The 17199-nt window shown below is 68.1% G+C and carries 18 protein-coding genes; 14 read left to right on the top strand and 4 right to left on the bottom strand.

Annotation, left to right across the window (positions count from 1 at the left end; all coding sequences use genetic code 11):
* Positions 1 to 54 precede the first annotated feature (54 nt).
* From ACU6XJ_RS01930 to ACU6XJ_RS01920, 3 genes are all read left to right on the top strand, one after another.
* Positions 55 to 1212, top strand: coding sequence for an acyl-CoA dehydrogenase family protein (locus tag ACU6XJ_RS01930; RefSeq protein WP_476306215.1), 1158 nt, complete (start codon positions 55 to 57; stop codon positions 1210 to 1212).
* Complete coding sequence (locus ACU6XJ_RS01925; RefSeq protein ID WP_476306213.1) at positions 1178 to 2416, top strand: MFS transporter; 1239 nt, start codon at positions 1178 to 1180, stop codon at positions 2414 to 2416. Before ACU6XJ_RS01930 ends, ACU6XJ_RS01925 begins: the two co-directional genes overlap by 35 nt.
* Positions 2417 to 2835: 419 nt before the next feature.
* Positions 2836 to 3030 carry a DUF3046 domain-containing protein gene (locus ACU6XJ_RS01920; protein ID WP_476306211.1) on the top strand — a complete coding sequence of 65 codons (195 nt, stop codon included), beginning with the start codon at positions 2836 to 2838 and terminating at the stop codon, positions 3028 to 3030.
* A gap of 84 nt (positions 3031 to 3114) precedes the next feature.
* On the opposite strand, the gene ACU6XJ_RS01915 is transcribed toward ACU6XJ_RS01920, so the two are convergent.
* Positions 3115 to 3855: a DUF308 domain-containing protein gene (locus ACU6XJ_RS01915; RefSeq protein WP_476306209.1), complete on the bottom strand. Its 741-nt coding sequence runs from the start codon at positions 3853 to 3855 to the stop codon at positions 3115 to 3117.
* A gap of 299 nt (positions 3856 to 4154) precedes the next feature.
* On the opposite strand from ACU6XJ_RS01915, the gene recA reads away from it, so the two are divergent.
* Together recA and ACU6XJ_RS01905 are read left to right on the top strand one after the other, a co-directional pair.
* Positions 4155 to 5195 carry a recombinase RecA gene (gene recA, locus ACU6XJ_RS01910; RefSeq protein ID WP_476306207.1) on the top strand — a complete coding sequence of 347 codons (1041 nt, stop codon included), beginning with the start codon at positions 4155 to 4157 and terminating at the stop codon, positions 5193 to 5195.
* 645 nt (positions 5196 to 5840) lie between these two features.
* Complete coding sequence (locus ACU6XJ_RS01905; protein WP_476313759.1) at positions 5841 to 6317, top strand: regulatory protein RecX; 477 nt, start codon at positions 5841 to 5843, stop codon at positions 6315 to 6317.
* Positions 6318 to 6547: 230 nt separating this feature from the next.
* On the opposite strand, the gene ACU6XJ_RS01900 is transcribed toward ACU6XJ_RS01905, so the two are convergent.
* The gene (locus ACU6XJ_RS01900) at positions 6548 to 7126 is read right to left on the bottom strand and encodes a TetR/AcrR family transcriptional regulator (protein WP_476306205.1); all 579 of its coding nucleotides are present in this window, start codon (positions 7124 to 7126) and stop codon (positions 6548 to 6550) included.
* 99 nt (positions 7127 to 7225) lie between these two features.
* Between ACU6XJ_RS01900 and ACU6XJ_RS01895 the strand changes: the two genes are divergently transcribed.
* A complete protein-coding gene (locus tag ACU6XJ_RS01895) occupies positions 7226 to 8047 on the top strand; it encodes an alpha/beta fold hydrolase (protein WP_476306203.1) in 822 nt (273 codons plus the stop codon).
* Between the two features lie 39 nt (positions 8048 to 8086).
* Positions 8087 to 8437 carry a hypothetical protein gene (locus ACU6XJ_RS01890; RefSeq protein ID WP_476306200.1) on the top strand — a complete coding sequence of 117 codons (351 nt, stop codon included), beginning with the start codon at positions 8087 to 8089 and terminating at the stop codon, positions 8435 to 8437.
* Between the two features lie 127 nt (positions 8438 to 8564).
* On the opposite strand, the gene secD is transcribed toward ACU6XJ_RS01890, so the two are convergent.
* Both secD and ACU6XJ_RS01880 read right to left on the bottom strand, forming a co-directional pair.
* Positions 8565 to 10892: a protein translocase subunit SecD gene (gene secD / locus ACU6XJ_RS01885; RefSeq protein ID WP_476306198.1), complete on the bottom strand. Its 2328-nt coding sequence runs from the start codon at positions 10890 to 10892 to the stop codon at positions 8565 to 8567.
* 56 nt (positions 10893 to 10948) lie between these two features.
* On the bottom strand, positions 10949 to 11344 hold the full coding sequence (locus ACU6XJ_RS01880) for a hypothetical protein (RefSeq protein WP_476306195.1): 396 nt from the start codon (positions 11342 to 11344) through the stop codon (positions 10949 to 10951).
* Positions 11345 to 11475: 131 nt separating this feature from the next.
* Here ACU6XJ_RS01880 and ACU6XJ_RS01875 point away from each other — a divergent pair, with 131 nt between their 5' ends.
* The 7 genes from ACU6XJ_RS01875 (at position 11476) to ACU6XJ_RS01845 (ending at position 17154) form a co-directional block, all read left to right on the top strand.
* Positions 11476 to 11610, top strand: a complete 135-nt coding sequence (locus tag ACU6XJ_RS01875) for a hypothetical protein (RefSeq protein WP_476306192.1) — start codon at positions 11476 to 11478, stop codon at positions 11608 to 11610.
* A 319-nt stretch (positions 11611 to 11929) separates the two neighbouring features.
* On the top strand, positions 11930 to 12589 hold the full coding sequence (locus ACU6XJ_RS01870; RefSeq protein WP_476313757.1) for an HAD family hydrolase: 660 nt from the start codon (positions 11930 to 11932) through the stop codon (positions 12587 to 12589).
* The gene (locus ACU6XJ_RS01865; protein ID WP_476306191.1) at positions 12579 to 12995 is read left to right on the top strand and encodes a hypothetical protein; all 417 of its coding nucleotides are present in this window, start codon (positions 12579 to 12581) and stop codon (positions 12993 to 12995) included. Before ACU6XJ_RS01870 ends, ACU6XJ_RS01865 begins: the two co-directional genes overlap by 11 nt.
* A 279-nt stretch (positions 12996 to 13274) precedes the next feature.
* Positions 13275 to 13556, top strand: coding sequence for a hypothetical protein (locus tag ACU6XJ_RS01860; RefSeq protein WP_476306190.1), 282 nt, complete (start codon positions 13275 to 13277; stop codon positions 13554 to 13556).
* Positions 13557 to 13683: 127 nt separating this feature from the next.
* Entirely contained in the window at positions 13684 to 14484 is an 801-nt protein-coding gene (locus tag ACU6XJ_RS01855) for a hypothetical protein (protein WP_476306187.1), read from the top strand.
* 19 nt (positions 14485 to 14503) lie between these two features.
* The gene (locus ACU6XJ_RS01850) at positions 14504 to 16402 is read left to right on the top strand and encodes a fumarate reductase/succinate dehydrogenase flavoprotein subunit (protein WP_476306184.1); all 1899 of its coding nucleotides are present in this window, start codon (positions 14504 to 14506) and stop codon (positions 16400 to 16402) included.
* Positions 16402 to 17154 (top strand): succinate dehydrogenase/fumarate reductase iron-sulfur subunit, encoded by a 753-nt coding sequence (locus ACU6XJ_RS01845; protein WP_476306181.1) that lies wholly within the window; start codon positions 16402 to 16404, stop codon positions 17152 to 17154. The genes ACU6XJ_RS01850 and ACU6XJ_RS01845 overlap by 1 nt, the downstream gene beginning before the upstream one ends.
* Positions 17155 to 17199 lie beyond the last annotated feature (45 nt).

Below are 17199 nucleotides of genomic sequence, written 5' to 3'. Positions count from 1 at the left end.
CCTCCGAGCGAATGAGCTACCGCTTAGTAACATTATTGTGGCAGCATTTCGGCCATGCGCCGTGACCTATTCGAGTCCGATCATGATGCGTTCCGCGAGGTCGTCCGCGGCTTCCTCGGCGAGCAGGTGGCTCCGCACCATGACGAGTGGGAAAAAGCAGGCATCGTGCCGCGGGAGATCTGGACCGCCGCCGGTGCGCTGGGCATGTTGGGCACCGATATGCCCGAGGAGTACGGGGGCGGCGGCCAGGCCGATTTCCGCTTCAACGCGGTCTGCCGCGAGGAGATCATCCACGCGGGCGTCACCGGCCTCGGTTTCGGCCTGCACTCCGACGTGGTCGGCCCCTATCTGCGCGAGTTGACCACCGAGGAGCAGCGTCGGCGCTGGCTGCCCGGGTTCTGCTCCGGTGAGCTGATCACCGCCATCGCGATGAGCGAACCCGCCGCCGGATCGGACCTGCAGGGCATCAAGACGTATGCCCGCAAGGACGGCGGCGACTACATCCTCAACGGCTCCAAGACCTTCATCACCAACGGCATCAACTCGGACCTGGTGATCGTGGTGGCCAAGACCGACCCGGAGGCCCGCGGCAGCAAGGGCATCAGCCTGCTCGCCGTCGAGCGAGGCATGGAGGGTTTCAGCCGGGGCCGCAACCTGGACAAGATCGGGCTCAAGGCACAGGACACCGCCGAGTTGTTCTTCGACAACGTGCGGGTGCCCGCCGAGAACCTCATCGGCGAGGAGAACCGCGGTTTCTACCACCTGATGGGGATGCTGCCGCAGGAACGGCTCTCCGTCGCGGTGGCCTCGGCGGCCGCCGTCCGTTCGGTCATCGACCTGACGCTGGACTACGTGAAGAACCGCAACGCCTTCGGGCGTTCCATCGGCAGCTTCCAGAACACCCGGTTCGAACTGGCCGAGTTGGAGACCGAGTACTGGGTCACCCAGATCTTCGTCGACCGCTGCATCTCGGACCTGAACAAGGGCGAGTTGTCCGCCACCGACGCCTCGATGGCCAAGTGGTGGGCCAGCGACCTCCAGCGCAGGGCCGCGGACCGCTGTCTGCAGTTGCACGGGGGCTACGGCTTCATGAGTGAATACGCCATCACCAAGTACTACCTTGATGGCCGGGTGCAGCCGATCTACGCCGGTACCAACGAGATCATGAAGGAGATCATTGGCCGTTCGATGGGGCTCGATCCACGCGGCTGACGATGTCCTCGCCGCGCCGCGCGCGGTGCAGCGTCGGGTTCTGCGGGTGCTGTGCGCGACCCAGGTCTTCGGCGGCGCCGGGGTCACGGTACTGGTGGCGGTGAGCAGCCTGATCGGCGCCAAGCTCTCCGGCTCCGCCGCGATCGGCGGCTTGAGCGGGGTCGGCTCGGCGGCGGGGGCGGGCCTGCTGGCCGTCCCGATCGCCCTTCTCGCCGCGCGCTGGGGCAGGCGCACCGCCCTGGCAGGCGGCTACCTGGTCGCGGTGATCGGGTCGTCGGCAGCGGCACTCGCCGTGCACGGGCGGTGGTGGCCGGGGCTGCTCGCGGGCATAGTGCTGACCGGCGGTGCCTCCGCCGCCGTGCTCGCCGCCCGGTATGCCGCAACGGATCTCGCCGCACCGGACCGGCGCGCCCGCGATCTGTCCACAGTGGTCTGGGCGACCACGGTCGGCGCCGTGCTCGGCCCCAATCTGGACGGCCCGGCAGGCGCGGCCGCGGCGGCCTTCGGTCTGCCCGCCGATGTGGGACCTTTCCTGCTGGCCACCGCGTTGTTCGCGGTCGCCGCCCTGACGGTGTTCGCCGCGCTGCGACCGGACCCCCTGCCACGGCAAGGCGGCGGCTCCCCGCCGCGGCCCCGTTCCTTCACGGTGCCGACGGCGGGCAAGCTGGGGCTGGTGGGCATCGTGGTCGGCCACTTCTGCATGGTCGGCCTGATGGCGATGACACCCGTCCACATGGGACACGGCGGAGCCTCGCTGACCGTCATCGGCTTGGTGATCAGCACCCATGTGCTTGGCATGTACGCGGTCAGCCCACTGTTCGGCTGGATGAGCGACCGTCTCGGCGCCATCCGCGTGTTGGGCATCGGCGCGGCGACGCTGGTGGCCGCCGCCGCGGTCGCGGGCACCGCGGCACCGCACGCCACTCCGCAGCTTGCGGTGGGCCTGCTGCTGCTCGGTCTCGGCTGGTCCGCCTGCCTGGTGGCGGGATCCGCGCTGCTCACCGGGTCGGTGGCGGCGCAGGACCGCCCGGCTGCCCAGGGCCTGAGCGATGTGCTGATGAACGTCGGCGGCCTGGTCGCGGGCCTGACCGCGGGCGGTGTGGTGGCCGTCTTCAGCTATCAGGCGCTGGGGGTGCTGGTCGCAGCCTCCGCCCTGCCGCTGCTGGTCATCGCCATCTGGGCCACCCAACCACGCCGCCCCTGAGCACGTCGAAGTCCGCCGGGCACCGGCTTGCCGCCGCCCTGCCTCCCGTGCACGACGCGGCGGCGGACATCGCCGCCGGTCATCGGCCGCCTGACGGCCGGCCTGCCCGCATCCACGTTGCGCGAATCGACGTGCGCTGCCTGCACGATGGGTCAGGCCATCGACCTGTTGCCGGTCGCGTTCCCGGACAGCCCGAAAGCAGCAGAGCGGTCAGCGGCGCCGGTTCTGGATGAACCAGCGGACGCCGACGACGATCGCGGCGACCAGCGTCGCGGCGATCGCAAGCTGGCCGAGAGTGGAGGACAGACCCATGGAGTCGGCTTCGAACACGTCCGCATGGTAGCCGGCCGCGGCCTCCGACCGCAGGACGTCCTCCGACTCTGTATCCGGAAAACGGCGCTGCCGTAGGCTCGGCGGCGATGCGTATTACTGTCTTTCGCCGGTTGATGGCCGAGGAGTTCGGGCAGGTTCGGGCCGAGATGCTGGCCAGGGACCATGTTCTCGCCGCCCTCGGCGGACGCACGATCGACCAAGCCCTGGAGGCGGGTTACCTGCCGAAGGAGACGTGGTTGGCCATCTGCGAAGACCTCAGCGTTCCTTTCGATCGGCGCTGACCCGCACCGAAGCGCCCAGCCCGGCCGCTCGGCCGTGGCTCCGAAGTCGAGAGCGACCGCTTGGTGCTCACGCGCCTGCCGACGTCAGTTCGGGACGGTGGGCGGGACGTGGCGGTGCGCGCCGTTGCGCTGATCGGGGACCTCGGCCCGTTTGGCCCGGAGTTCCCTGATCCTGCGATCTGGATCCCGCCGGTAAGCCGCCCGTCGCTCCTCTTCGGCCCGGTGCGCGGCGTCCTTTCGCACCATCTTCTCCTGTTGGAACGTCGGGTGGCCCTCGGCCATGGCGAGTTCGGCCTCGGCCAACTCGTCGATCTCGGCCAGCCGTGTCCGCTCCTCCTCCAGTTCCCTGGAGTGGTCGGCCTCCGGGCTTTCGTTGCGGCGGGCGCGGACGTAGGGGTTGTCGTCGGCGAGACCGCCGGTGACCCGCCCGAACAAGCCGACCGTGAGCAGCAGGATCCCGGCGATGAAGCTGAACAGGACGTTCGGGAAGCGGAACGCGAGCAGGTTGAGCTCGGTGTTCAGCAGCGCCAGGTTCACGATGCCCGACAGGACGAACAAGGCGCCGATACCCGCGGTCACCGTGGAGGCCAGCGCTCCGCCCATCACGGCGGCCATGACCAGGACGAGCCCGACGACCACCGAGATCGCGCCTAGAGCACCGTTGGTGTTCAGGCCCCAGAGCCTGGTGCCCTCGGTGGTCAGCATGCTGTTGCTGTTCGCCAGGCTCAGCATGCCGAACACGGCCAGCGCCGCGCCGAACAAGGCCGCTCCAAACCGGTAAACCCGGTTCAGCGGGTGGCCCGCCAGGTAGCGATCCATCTTCATCGCGCAACCTCCTTCGCCTTGCGTCGCGCGCGTTGAAGTCGGTGTGTCCAGTGTCCGCCCATCAGCCTTTCGGCGCAGGATGCACCGCATTTGCCACCGACCTCAGAATCGATCAAGAACACGCAACCGCTGGTGATGGGCGTGTCGCCGCAAGGTCGAACATCTGTTCGTCTAGCATGTCGTCCACAACGAGGTCAGTTGTCCACAGATCGCCAACGCGGTGCCGAACTTGTCGGACCCACCGCGTAGCGTCGGACACGACCCACCAACCGCTCGTCTTCCCAAGGGGTGACCCGAAAATGCCTCCAGCGCCTGACAAGGACAAGGCCCTAGAACTGGCCCTGGCGCAGATCGACAAGAACTTCGGCAAGGGATCGGTGATGCGCCTCGGCGAGGAGAACCGACCGCCGATCGCGATCATCCCGACCGGTTCCATCGCGCTGGACGTCGCGTTGGGCATCGGTGGCCTCCCGCGTGGCCGTGTCGTGGAGATCTACGGCCCGGAATCCTCGGGTAAGACGACGGTCGCCCTGCACGCGGTCGCCAACGCCCAGCGCGCGGGTGGTGTCGCGGCGTTCATCGACGCCGAGCACGCGCTCGACCCGGAGTACGCCAAGGCACTCGGCGTCGACACCGACAACCTGCTGGTGTCCCAGCCGGACACCGGTGAGCAGGCGCTGGAGATCGCCGACATGCTGATCCGCTCCGGCGCGCTGGACATCATCGTCATCGACTCGGTGGCGGCACTGGTGCCGCGCGCCGAAATCGAGGGCGAGATGGGTGACAGCCACGTCGGCCTCCAGGCCCGACTGATGAGCCAGGCGCTGCGGAAGATCACCGGTGCGCTGAGCACATCCGGCACCACCGCGGTCTTCATCAACCAGCTGCGGGAGAAGGTCGGCGTCATGTTCGGCTCTCCGGAGACGACGACCGGTGGCAAGGCGCTGAAGTTCTACGCCTCGGTCCGCCTGGACGTGCGCCGTATCGAGACGCTGAAGGACAGCGGCGATGCCGTGGGCAACCGCACCAGGGTGAAGGTCGTCAAGAACAAGGTGGCGCCGCCGTTCAAGCAGGCCGAGTTCGACATCCTCTACGGCCAGGGCATCAGCCGCGAGGGTTCGCTCATCGATATGGGCGTCGAGCAGGGCATCGTGCGCAAGTCCGGTGCTTGGTACACCTACGAGGGCGACCAACTCGGCCAGGGCAAGGAGAACGCCCGCAAGTTCCTGAGGGAGAACCCCGACGTGGCCAACGAGATCGAGAAGCGCATCAAGGAGAAGCTCGGCATCGGCGTCGTCCTGGACGCCGACGACTCGGCGCCCGCCCCGGTCGACTTCTAGCACCGGTTCACGGACATGGCATCGGAGGGTCGGCTGGTTAGTCTCGAGGAGCTCAAGCAACTCCTCGTGACCGGACCGGCCGGTACCCGCCCACCACACCACAGGCCCGCGGAGCACCCGGCCCCGGACCTGGACCAGTGGTCGGCGCCCTCACCCGAACATTGGACCCCGACTGAGACGGGCAACCGCGGTTCGGACGGCGACCAGTACACAGCGGACGAAGCCCCGTGGCCCCCACCGGACGAACAGCCGCAATCGGAAACAACCCGCTGGGCACCCGGGCACGACCCTTCGGCGGCAGCTCCGGGCCACGACACCCGACCGACTCCAACCAGGAGCCGGTCCCGGCCGAAACGCGACCACACGACAGGCGATGGACGTTCGGTAGCAGACACTCGCAGCGGTCGCCGACGCTCGCAGACCGCAAACCCGCAGGACAGCGCACCACCGGCGCCCACGGCGGCCGATGGTGTGCCGCAGGCAGCCCAGGCGACGCGGCGACCCGGCCCGCAACCTCAGGCCGATCACTCCTCTCCGGACGAACGAGCGCCAAGCAGAAGAAGGTCCACACAGGACGGAAGGCGTGCCGGTCGGCGGGACCGGCCATCGGAACCGCCTGCCGATCCGGAAGCACAGGCCAAGGAGATCTGCCTGCGGATGCTCACGGCGCGGCCGCGCACTCGCGCGGAACTGCACCAAGGGCTGCTCCGCAAGGGGATCGCCGAGGACATCGCCGACCGAGTACTCGGTCGCCTCGGTGAGGTGGGCCTGATCGACGACGCCGCCTTCGCCGAACTGTATGTGCGCTCCCGGCACACCTACCAGGGCATGGGTCGCCGCGCGTTGCGAGTGGAACTGCGCCGCAAAGGCGTAGCCGACGGAGTGGTGGCCGAAGCGGTCGCCGCGGTGGATGAGGAAGCAGAGGAGGAACGTGCCCGCGACCTGGTGCGCAAACGCCTGCGCGGCACCACCGAAACCGACGAACTGAAGCTGATTCGCCGCTTGGTTGGCATGCTGGCCCGCAAGGGCTACTCGGAAGGCCTGTCCTACCGCGTGGTCCGCGACGAGCTCAGACAAGCAGGCCAGGAAGCCGCCGCCCTGGACGATCCGCTCCCCGAATAGCACCGCGCCCGAGCCGCACGAGGACCACTTGGCAAGGGTTCATTCCGGGGCCGCGCTCCGGCCATTCCGAACCATCCCAGCCCTGAAGCCGACCATCACCAAACATGTCGCTCTGGATCCCAGCGCCATCACAAAGCGTTCCTTCTCGGATCACCACGGGTATCCGCGAGTAGTTCCCACCCGCTGTCCGGCGACTGGCCGTTGTGCTCGTTGCGGCCTCAAAGTGCCGCCTAGGAACCGAGTAGTCGGTGGAGTAGTTCCTCGACGGCGGCTTGGCCGTCGCGCATGGCCGCATCGGGGTCGGTGGACCGGGCGATGCGGATCGCGAGCTCGTTCAGTGAGGCCAGCAGCATGTGCGCGAAGGTATCCACGAGCTGGTCCGGAAGACGCCCGACGCGGTTCAACGCGGCCTTGACCATCCCCAGCGCGTGCTGCTCCTCGATTTCACGCCAGCGCTGCCAGCCGAGTACGGAGGGCGCGTCGATGAGCACGATCTGCTGGACGACGGGGTCGCCTGCAAGCTCGATCCAGGTCACGCAGCCGATCCGCAGTGCCTCCAGAGGGTCGGTCACGGTACCGACAGCCTTCGCCAAGTCAATGGCGACCCGGATCTCCACCGCCTCCATCACGGCTTCGAACAGGGCTTCCTTACCCGCGAAATGGTGGTAGAGCGAGCCGCGGCTGACCCCGGCCTCGGTGAGAACGGCCTCGATGGAGGTGTTCTCGTAGCCGTGTTCGGCGAACAACCCGGTGGCGATCGAAACCAGCTGCTCGCGGGTGGCCTGGCCGCGCTCGGCCTTCTTGTTCATGGTCCATACCTATACCTGATCCCGCTGGAAGTTTGACATACCGACTGTCGGTCTAGAATATAGAAACCGACAGTCGGTATGGAATCAAGGGGGTTCAGAATGCAGCGAACCGTCACCACCCGGTCCGGTGACATGGCGTACGTCGAGGAGGGCGAGGGGAGGACTGCGCTGTTCGTCCATGGTGTGGGCACCAGTAGTCATCTGTGGCGCAATGTCATCGCCGAGGTCGGCGACCGCCGGATCGCCATCGATCTGCCTTTGCACGGCGCCACCCCACCCCGGGGCGACTACACCCTGCCCGCTCTCGCCGAAGCGATCGAGGACTTCTGCGACGCTCTCGGACTCACCGGAATCGACCTGGTGGCCCACGACACCGGAGGCGCGATCGCCCAGGTCTTCGCCGCTCGCCATCCCGAGCGACTGCGCACCTTCACGCTCACCAACTGCGATACGCACGACAACCTGCCGCCTGAGGCGTTCAAGCCCACGGTGCGGGCGGCGCAACGCGGCGAACTCGCGCCGACCGCCGCCGCGCTGACCGACCCCGCGACGGCACGGGCCACGGTATTCAACAGCACATATGAACACCCCGAGGACATCAGCGATGCCACGATTCGCGCCTACCTCGATCCGGTGTTCGGCACGCCGGAGCGGGCCAGGGAATTCGAACGGTTCCTCATCTCGCTGACGGCCGAGGACCTGTTGGCGGCGGAGGCAGGACTACGCGAACTCGACGTGCCCACCCTGGTCGTGTGGGGCACCAGCGACGACGTTTTCACGCTGGACTGGGCGTACTGGCTGCGCGACACGATTCCCGGAGTCACCGAGGTGATCGAGCTCAACGGGGCGAAGCTCTTCTTCCCCGACGAACGCCCCACCGAGCTTGCCGACCATCTGCGCCGCCACTGGGCACAGCACTGATGACCGCGTTGGCCGGAACACGGGCGAAGGCGCATCGCCGTGACCGTCACGGAAGGAACCCGATCAGCCATGTGGATCACCTGGATTCCCACCGCCATGTCCGGCACGGAAGCGTGCGAACTGTCGGGGCCACCCGACTTCGACGCATCCATGCTGGTGCCGTTCGATCCCCGGTCAACGGCTGGAAACCGACACCGGACCGGTTCATTCGAGCAGGTTGCCTGGTATCCCAACCGGTTGCGGAAGGCGCCGGTTCATGCGGCAAACCCGTTGTCTTCCAGTGAGAGCAAGGCCGCCGTCGTGGCCGTTCCCGGCCGCGACGAATACGGGGAGTGCCTCCTGCTCACCGCCGACGGCCGCGCTGACGCCGAGAGCACCTGTCCCTTGTGATCAAGCGACCCGTTTGATCCAACTACTTGTCCATGGATGACTTGCGGATCGTCTTGGGAGGCGTCGGTCCGCCCGGCGGAAGCCGCCTGCCGTGCACACGACAGGCGGCTTCCATCGGCGCCGCCACTTAAGCAGGCGAGTTCCCGGCCACTCCTGCATGGGTGCGTGCCTTGCCGCGCGGCTGACGCGGTTCGGACTTGCTCGTCCTTCGGCGGGCTGCCTGCGGGAGCGAGGTGCCCCGACCCGACCGGCGGGCTTCGAGGATGATCGCCAGTGGGGTGGCGGTGAAGACCGTGGAGAGGGTGCCGACGATGACGCCCGCCACCAGGGCGAAGGCGAAGTCCGACAGGGAGTCGGCGCCGAGTACGGCCAAGGCGGTGAGGATGAACAGCGCGCCCAAACCGGTGTTCACCGTGCGCGGGATGGTTTGCAGGATCGCGCGGTTGGCGAGTTCGGCGAAGGAGCGCTTTCGGGTGCGCAGGGTTTCCCGGATGCGGTCGAAGACGACGACGGTGTCGTTCACCGAGTAGCCGATCACGGTGAGGATCGCGGCCAGGAAAACGCCGTCGATGGGCCTGCCCAGCCAGGCGAACACCCCGGTCACGACGAGGACCGCGTTGAACATCGACAGCACCGCCGCGGTGGCGAAGGTCCAGCGGAAGCGGAACGCCAGGTAGGCCAGCTGGGCCAGGAGAGCGACGCCGAAGGCGATCAGGGCGTTGTTGCGGAGTTCGGCGCCGAGGCTGGGGCCGATCAGCTCGTCCCGCTGCTTCTCTGCGCCGTCGCCGACGCGGGCCAGCGCGTCGGCGATGCGCTGGGCCTCATCGTTGGACAGTTCGCCGGTCCGCACCGAGACGTTGTCGCCGGAGGCCTGCACCACGGCACGCGGGAAACCCGCATCGGACACCGCGGTCCGGGCGGCGGAGGCGTCGAGTTGCTGCGCCGTGGAGAACTCCAGCAGCCTGCCGCCAGTGAACTCCACACCGACGTTGAGGCCCTGCACCACCATGCCGGCGAGCGCGAGGGCCACCACTGAACCGGAGAGAACCAGCCACAGACCGCGGCGGCCCATGAGGTCGGGGTTGCGCTTGGTGAGCCAGGCGCGGACCCCGCCGGTGCCGGACAGGCCGGTCAGGGCCGGGCGGTTGCGGACGAAGCGGCGCTGCACCGCCCAGGCGACCAGCAGGCGGCTGATCACCATCGCGGAGATCATCGAGGCGAGCACACCGATGGACAGGGTGACGCCGAATCCGCGGACCGGGCCGGACGCCAGGAAGAACAGCAGACCCGCGGCGAGCAGGGTGGTCACGTTGGAATCGAGGATCGCGCTCCAGCTCTTTGTGAAGCCGGTCTCCACGGCGCGGCCCAGGTTGTTGCGTATCGCGTACTCCTCCCGCGCTCGTTCGAACACCAGCACGTTGGCGTCCACCGCCATGCCGATGGCCAGTACGAAACCGGCCAGGCCAGGCAGGGTGAGGGTGGCGTCGAGTGCGATCAGCGCCGCGTAGGAGATCAACGCGTAGCTCGCCAGCGCGATCGTGGCCATCGCGCCCATCAGCCGGTAGATGGCGATGATGAACAACGCGGTCAGGGCCACGCCGATGATGGCGGCCTTGGCGCTGGCGTCGATGGCTTCGGCGCCGAGGGTCGGGCCCACGGTGCGCTGCTCGACGATCTCTACCGGCACCGGCAGGGAACCGCCGTTGATCAGCGCGGCGAGGTCGCGGGCCTCCTGCGCGGAGAACGAGCCGGTGATGCTGGTCGAGCCGCCGAGGATGCCGACGTTGCAGGACACGGTCTGGTTCACGCCGGGGGAGGAGATGACCTTGCCGTCCAGCACGATCGCGACCCGGCGGGTCGGGTCGCCGGCGGGTGCGCAGGCCGCGGCGCCGGTCATCCGCTCCCAGGCCCGCTGGCCGTCGCCCTTGAACGAGACGCTCACCTGTTGGCCCACGCCTTGAGCGGGACCGGCGGCGGCGTCGGACACGCCATCGCCGGTCAGCGCCGACGGGCCGAGCCGCAGCCACTGGCCCTGTTCGTCGGGCAGCAACCGGCTGCCGTCCGGGCCGGGCGGCGGGGTTTTGCCGTCGGCGGGCGGGGTGGCGACCCCCGTCACGGGGCGGAACTCCAACTGCGCGGTGCGGCCGATGACCTCGGCTGCTTGGCGGGGGTCTTGCAGGCCGGGAAGCTCGACGATGATGCGGCGGTCACCGGAGCGGACCAGTTGCGGTTCCGCGACGCCGAGGGCGTCGACGCGGCGGCGCAGCACCTCCAAGGCGCGGTCGGCGGCTTCCGGGGTGGCCTTGGCGGTGGGGGAGTCCTTGGCCTCCAACACGATCTGGGTGCCGCCCTGAAGATCGAGGCCGAGGCGGGCGGGCGCGGACAACGCGGCGAACAGCGAGGCGGCGATGATGGCGAACGCGAACAGCGCCCGCCACAAGACGGTACGGGACAACGGAGGAACCTCCAGGAAACCCGGTCGGCGACCGGTACGGCGGGAAAGTGGGCTCGTCAGACCGCGAAAGCGGGCGGAGCCCTTCCTGCCGCGGGTGACCAGACCCGCTGTGCGGGCAGATCAGCCGGGACGTGCTGGAGGTGGACGAAGGCAACGCGGGCCGAGTGCGCCGCGGCAGGTTCGGGCGAGAGGGCGAGACCCTCGTGCAGGCCGGCGGATTCGGTGCGTTCCCCGAACTGGACAGTGCGCTGGTTGTCGACACTAGGCGCCTGCACGCGGCGGGTGGCCGAGACCGGGGCGGAACCCGCGCTGCCCGCGGCACGGATCGCCGTGGTGCCGAACCGGCCGAGATCGGCGGTGTGGCCGGGGGTGATCAGTGAGAATAGCGCGAAGAGCGCACCGACCAGCGCGAACAGCGCTGGATGCCGTTGGGACCCGGCGGGAGGGTCCACGGGGCGACGAGCGGCGCAGGCTGTCCGCATGGTCCACCTCCGCCCTTCCGATGATGAGGCTACCAACGACCTGCGCTGACGACGGCCGTCAGCGCCAACGGACCCGGCCGTATTGCCCGGGTGCCTCGGCGGTGAACGGCCAGCGGCGAGGACTCAAGCCATGGGCGTCAGGAATCAACGCCGAGTCGGAGGATGGCGGTTTCGCCGCGGGCGGCGGCGTAGGCGGTATGCGGGGCCACACGATCGCCATGGACCTGCCCGCGTGACTGGTCGGTGCCGGTGGATACTCGAGCGCCGCCGGGCCGTTGGAGATCACGCCATGCCCCGCACGAGATCCGCGCGGCTGGTCAGCAGTCAGGTCGTCGGGCCACGAAGTGCCCGGTCCTCTGCGTGCAACCAGCACCCATTCGTTAGCGGTCCTGGTCACCAGTCCGCCTCGGCGCAAGCGTATCCCTGCCGCGGACCAGTGGCTGGTGCGAAGAGCAATGGGAAGCGACACCGCGGCCGGGCCAAAATCACTTCTGACCGGCGTGGCTCATCGCTTAGAGTCCAGGTGGGAGACCGTACGGGCGAAGGGGAACGGACATCAACGCGCAGCACATCGTCTGGGACTGGAACGGAACTCTCCTCAGCGACAACCACGCAGTGCTCGAAGCCGTGAACCGCGTTTGCGCCGGATTCGACCGGCCCGCGATCACCCTCGACGAGTGGCGGACGATCTTCAGCAGGCCCATCGTCGCCTGCTACGAGCGGCTGCTGGCCCGGCAGCTCAGCCCGGCGGAATGGGCCGAGTTGGACCGCACCTATCACGACGCCTACCACGGGCTGCTCGACACCTGTGGGCTCGCGCACGGGGTGGAGGAGGCGCTGCGGGACTGGCGGTCGGCTGGCCGCACCCAGTCGCTGCTGTCCATGTGGTTCCACCAGGAACTGACCACCCTGGTCGGCAGCCTCGGACTGGTCGAGTACTTCACCAGGGTGGACGGTCTGCGGCTGGAGACCGGTGGCGGTTCCAAGGCCGAGCACCTGCGGGCACACCTGGCCGAGCAGGCACTGGACCCCGGCGAGGTCGTGTTGATCGGCGACGTCGTCGACGACTCCGACGCCGCCGAGCACGCGGGCACCGGGTGCATCCTGCTCACCAGCGGCATGGGCAGCCGTGCCGCGCTGGAAAAGACGGGCCGACCGGTGGTCGACTCGGTGACTGAGGCGCTGCGCCTCATAAGCTCCTCCCGTGCCGCCTGAGTCGCTTCGCGCCGTACCCGTCGACATCGAGATGCTCGCCGAGTCCCTGGAGGGCAGCCCGCAGTACGCCTGTTCGCTGCTGGACCTGCACACCGGCCAGCTCTACACCGAGGACGACCGCGACCTCGTCGGGCAGGAGCCAGGCCAGCGGTGGCTGGAACTCGAGCGGCTGCCGGCCAAGGCAGGCCAGGACATGGCGGCCTTCACCGCCACCGTTCGCGACCGCGACCTCCGCGCCAAGCTGGAGGACGCGCTGGAGGAGAACACCTACCGCTTCCGGCAGGTCGTCGAGGACGCCTCCGGCGAGGTGCTGCTCGGCTGGCTCAATTTCCGCGAGCAACGCAAACAGCAGCGCGCCGTCGACTGGCTCGCCGCGAAGGGCTATCAGCCCGCGCCGTGGGCTTGATCACCTCACGCTGCGCGACCGTCCCCGCACGAGGGGTTCTGTGGGGCAGGTGTTTTGGGTGCTGAGGGGCGCTTTTCGCCTGGTTGGAATGCGCAGGCACGCAATGCATCCGATCGGGCTGATTTGATCAAGTCCGGTTGCGAACCTGCCGATGCTTAACCGGTATGTCGGCGTGTGGCACTTGTCATAGTGCCTGCACAGGGTGCAGAGTCGACGGCGCGGTGTTGCGTGAGCCGAAACACAGCCATCCCCTGGTCAAGGCACTTGCGGAGGTAGCGGATGTCGACTTCTGATCTGGCGGCGATGCGGCGTGCCCTTGGCGAGCTGCGGCAATGCGTTGCCGCGCTGCGCGAGCAGTACGGCGACCTGCCGTCGGTGCGGCGGATCGCCAACGACGTGGAACGCCTGGACATCGACGTCACCGAACTCGGCGATGCCTCGATCACCCCGGCCCCTCGGACCGCGGAGATGGTCATGGTCTCCGACGAGCCCTACGACCCCAAGCTCTGGCACGGAGCCGACGACGAGGGTGTCGGCGGCTACCAGCGTCACGCGCGCTGACCACCACCACCTGCCCGAACCGAACCGACTCCTTTGTGCCGCAAGGCATTCCCCGAACTGAACAGCGACGCCCCGGACTGGCCGCGAATGGAACTCCGCCGGTGCGAGAAAACAGACAGAGGAGAGAATGACCGACACCACCACGGCCCCAGGAAGGGCGCGGATTCCCGCGCGGACGCTGCGAACCGACCGATGGTGGCTGCCGCCGCTACTGACGTTCGCGGGGCTGATGACCTTCATCATCTACGGCGTCATCCGCACCTTCATGAACACCGGCTACTGGGTGCCGCAGTACCACTACCTCGCGCCGTTCTACTCGCCATGCCTCTCCGAGGTGTGCGTGGAGGGCTCCAGCCACTTCGGGCAGTGGTTCCCCGACCTCGGCTGGCTGGTCACGCCGCCGCTGTTCGTGCTGCCGTTCGTGCTGGGCTTCCGGCTGACCTGCTACTACTACCGCAAGGCCTACTACCGGGCGTTCTGGCTTTCCCCGCCCGCCTGCGCCGTGGCCGAGCCGCACGGCAAGTACACCGGTGAGACCCGGTTCCCGCTGATCATCCAGAACATCCACCGGTACTTCTTCTACGCCGCGATCCCGGTCGCGCTGGTGCTGACCTACGACGCGGTGATCGCCTTCCACGGCAAGGACGGCGGCTTCGGCATCGGCCTCGGCACGCTGATCCTGCTCGTCAACGTCGTGTTGATCTGGGCGTACACGCTGTCCTGCCACTCCTGCAGGCACATCGTCGGCGGCAGGCTGACGCACTTCTCCAAGCACCCGGTGCGGTATTGGCTGTGGACCCAGATCGGCAAGCTGAACCGCCGCCACATGCTGCTGGCCTGGCTGTCGCTCGCCTCGGTCGGCCTTGCCGACCTATACGTGATGCTGGTGGCCACCGGCACCATCACCGACCTGCGTTTCTTCAACTGAACCACGGAGCTTTGACAAGATGACGGAAATCGAACGGCACGAATACGACGTCGTCGTCATCGGTGCCGGTGGTGCGGGACTGCGGGCGGCGATCGAGGCCCGCCAGCAGGGACTGCGCACCGCGATCGTGTGCAAGTCGCTGTTCGGCAAGGCACACACGGTGATGGCGGAGGGCGGCATCGCCGCCGCGATGGGCAACGTCAACGAGGGCGACAACTGGCAGGTCCACTTCCGCGACACCATGCGCGGCGGCAAGTTCCTCAACAACTGGCGGATGGCCGAACTGCACGCCAAGGAGGCGCCGCAGCGGGTCTGGGAGCTGGAGACCTACGGGGCGCTCTTCGACCGCACCAAGGACGGCAAGATCAGCCAGCGCAACTTCGGCGGGCACGAGTACCCGCGGCTGGCGCACGTCGGTGACCGGACCGGCCTGGAGCTGATCCGCACCCTGCAGCAGAAGATCGTGTCGCTGCAGCAGGAGGACTTCGCCGCCTCGGGCGACTACGAGTCCCGGATCAAGGTCTTCCACGAGTGCACGGTGACCGAGCTCATCGTCGAGGACGAGAAGATCACCGGCGCCTTCGGGTACTGGCGCGAGTCGGGCCGGTTCGTGTTGTTCGAGGCGCCCGCGGTGATCCTGGCGACCGGCGGCATCGGCAAGTCGTTCAAGGTGACCAGCAACTCCTGGGAGTACACCGGCGACGGCCACTCGCTGGCGATGCGCGCGGGCGCGGCGCTGATCAACATGGAGTTCGTCCAGTTCCACCCGACCGGCATGGTCTGGCCGCCCAGCGTGAAGGGCATCCTGGTCACCGAGTCGGTCCGCGGTGACGGCGGCGTGCTGCGCAACTCCGAGAACAAGCGCTTCATGTTCGACTACATCCCCGAGGTGTTCAAGGACAAGTACGCCGACAACGAGGAGGAGGCGGACCGCTGGTACGCCGACCCCGACAACAACCGCCGACCCCCCGAGCTGCTGCCCCGCGATGAGGTGGCGCGGGCGATCAACTCCGAGGTCAAGGCGGGCCGCGGGTCACCGCATGGCGGCGTGTTCCTCGACGTGTCGAGCAGGCTGCCCGCCGAGGAGATCACCCGAAGGCTGCCGTCGATGCACCACCAGTTCAAGGAACTCGCCGATGTGGACATCACCAAGGAGCCGATGGAGGTCGGGCCGACCTGTCACTACGTGATGGGCGGCATCGAGGTCGAGCCGGACACCGCCGCCTCGCGGGTTCCCGGCCTGTTCGCCTGCGGTGAGGTGGCGGGCGGCATGCACGGCTCCAACCGGCTGGGCGGCAACTCGCTGTCCGACCTGCTGGTCTTCGGCCGCCGGGCCGGTGCGGGCGCCGCCGAGTACGTCAAGAAGCTGCCCGGCAAGACCAAGCCCGCCACGGTGCTGGTCGACCAGGCCGCCGAGCGGGCGGTGGCGCCGTTCGCGGGCACCGGCGAGAACCCCTACGGCCTGCACATCGAGTTGCAGCAGGTGATGAACGACCTGGTCGGCATCATCCGCAAGGGCGAGGAGATCGAGCTGGCGCTGAAGAAGCTGGACGATCTCAAGCAGCGCGCCAAGCTGGTGCAGGTGGAGGGCCACCGGCAGTTCAACCCCGGCTGGCACCTGGCGCTGGACCTGCACAACATGCTGCTGGTCAGCGAGTGCGTGGCGAAGGCGGCGCTGGAGCGCACCGAGAGCCGCGGCGGACACACCCGGGACGACCACCCCGGCATGGACGCGTCCTGGCGGCGGAAGCTGTTGGTGTGCACCGGCGAGGGCGATGAGGTTCGACTCCGGCAGCAGGACCAGATCCCGGTGCGGGAGGACCTGCTGGGGCTCTTCGAGGTCGAGGAGCTGCGCAAGTACTTCGAGGACGACGAGTTGAGCGGTCACTCCGCCGCGGGCGATGTGGGGCAGGTCTGATGGGTTACAAGGCACATTTCCGGGTGTGGCGTGGTGATGCGGGTGAAGGCGCGCTGGAGGACTTCACCGTCGAGGTGAACGAGGGCGAGGTCGTGCTGGATGTGATCCACCGGCTCCAGGCGACCCAGACGCCGGACCTCGCGGTGCGGTGGAACTGCAAGGCGGGCAAGTGCGGTTCGTGTTCGGCGGAGATCAACGGCAAGCCGCGGCTGCTGTGCATGACGCGGATGTCGACGTTCACCGAGGATGAGACGATCACGGTGACGCCGATGCGAACCTTCCCGGTGATCCGCGACCTGGTCACCGACGTCTCCTTCAACTACACCAAGGCCCGCGAGATCCCGTCGTTCGCGCCGCCGGAAGGCGTGGAGCCCGGCGAGTACCGGATGCAGCAGGTGGACGTGCAGCGCTCGCAGGAGTTCCGCAAGTGCATCGAGTGCTTCCTGTGTCAGAACACCTGTCACGTGGTGCGTGATCACGAGGAGAACAAGGAGAACTTCGCGGGCCCGCGGTACCTGATGCGGGTGGCGGAATTGGAGATGCATCCGCTGGACGCGAAGGACCGGGTGCGGGAGGCGCAGGAGGAGCACGGCCTCGGCCTGTGCAACATCACCCGCTGCTGCACCGACGTGTGTCCCGAGCACATCACGATCACCGAGAACGCGTTGATCCCGATGAAGGAGCGCGTGGCGGACCGCAAGTACGACCCGCTGTTCTCCGTCGGCAGCCTGTTCCGCCGCAAGAAGAAGTAGCTCTGACCGTGCCGAGGGGCCCGAAGCCATGGCTTCGGGCCCCTC

The sequence above is a fragment of the Actinorectispora metalli genome (genome assembly GCF_056323685.1).
The sequence above is the reverse complement of the archived record's forward strand: the minus strand, read 5'-3'. Positions and strand labels throughout refer to the sequence as shown.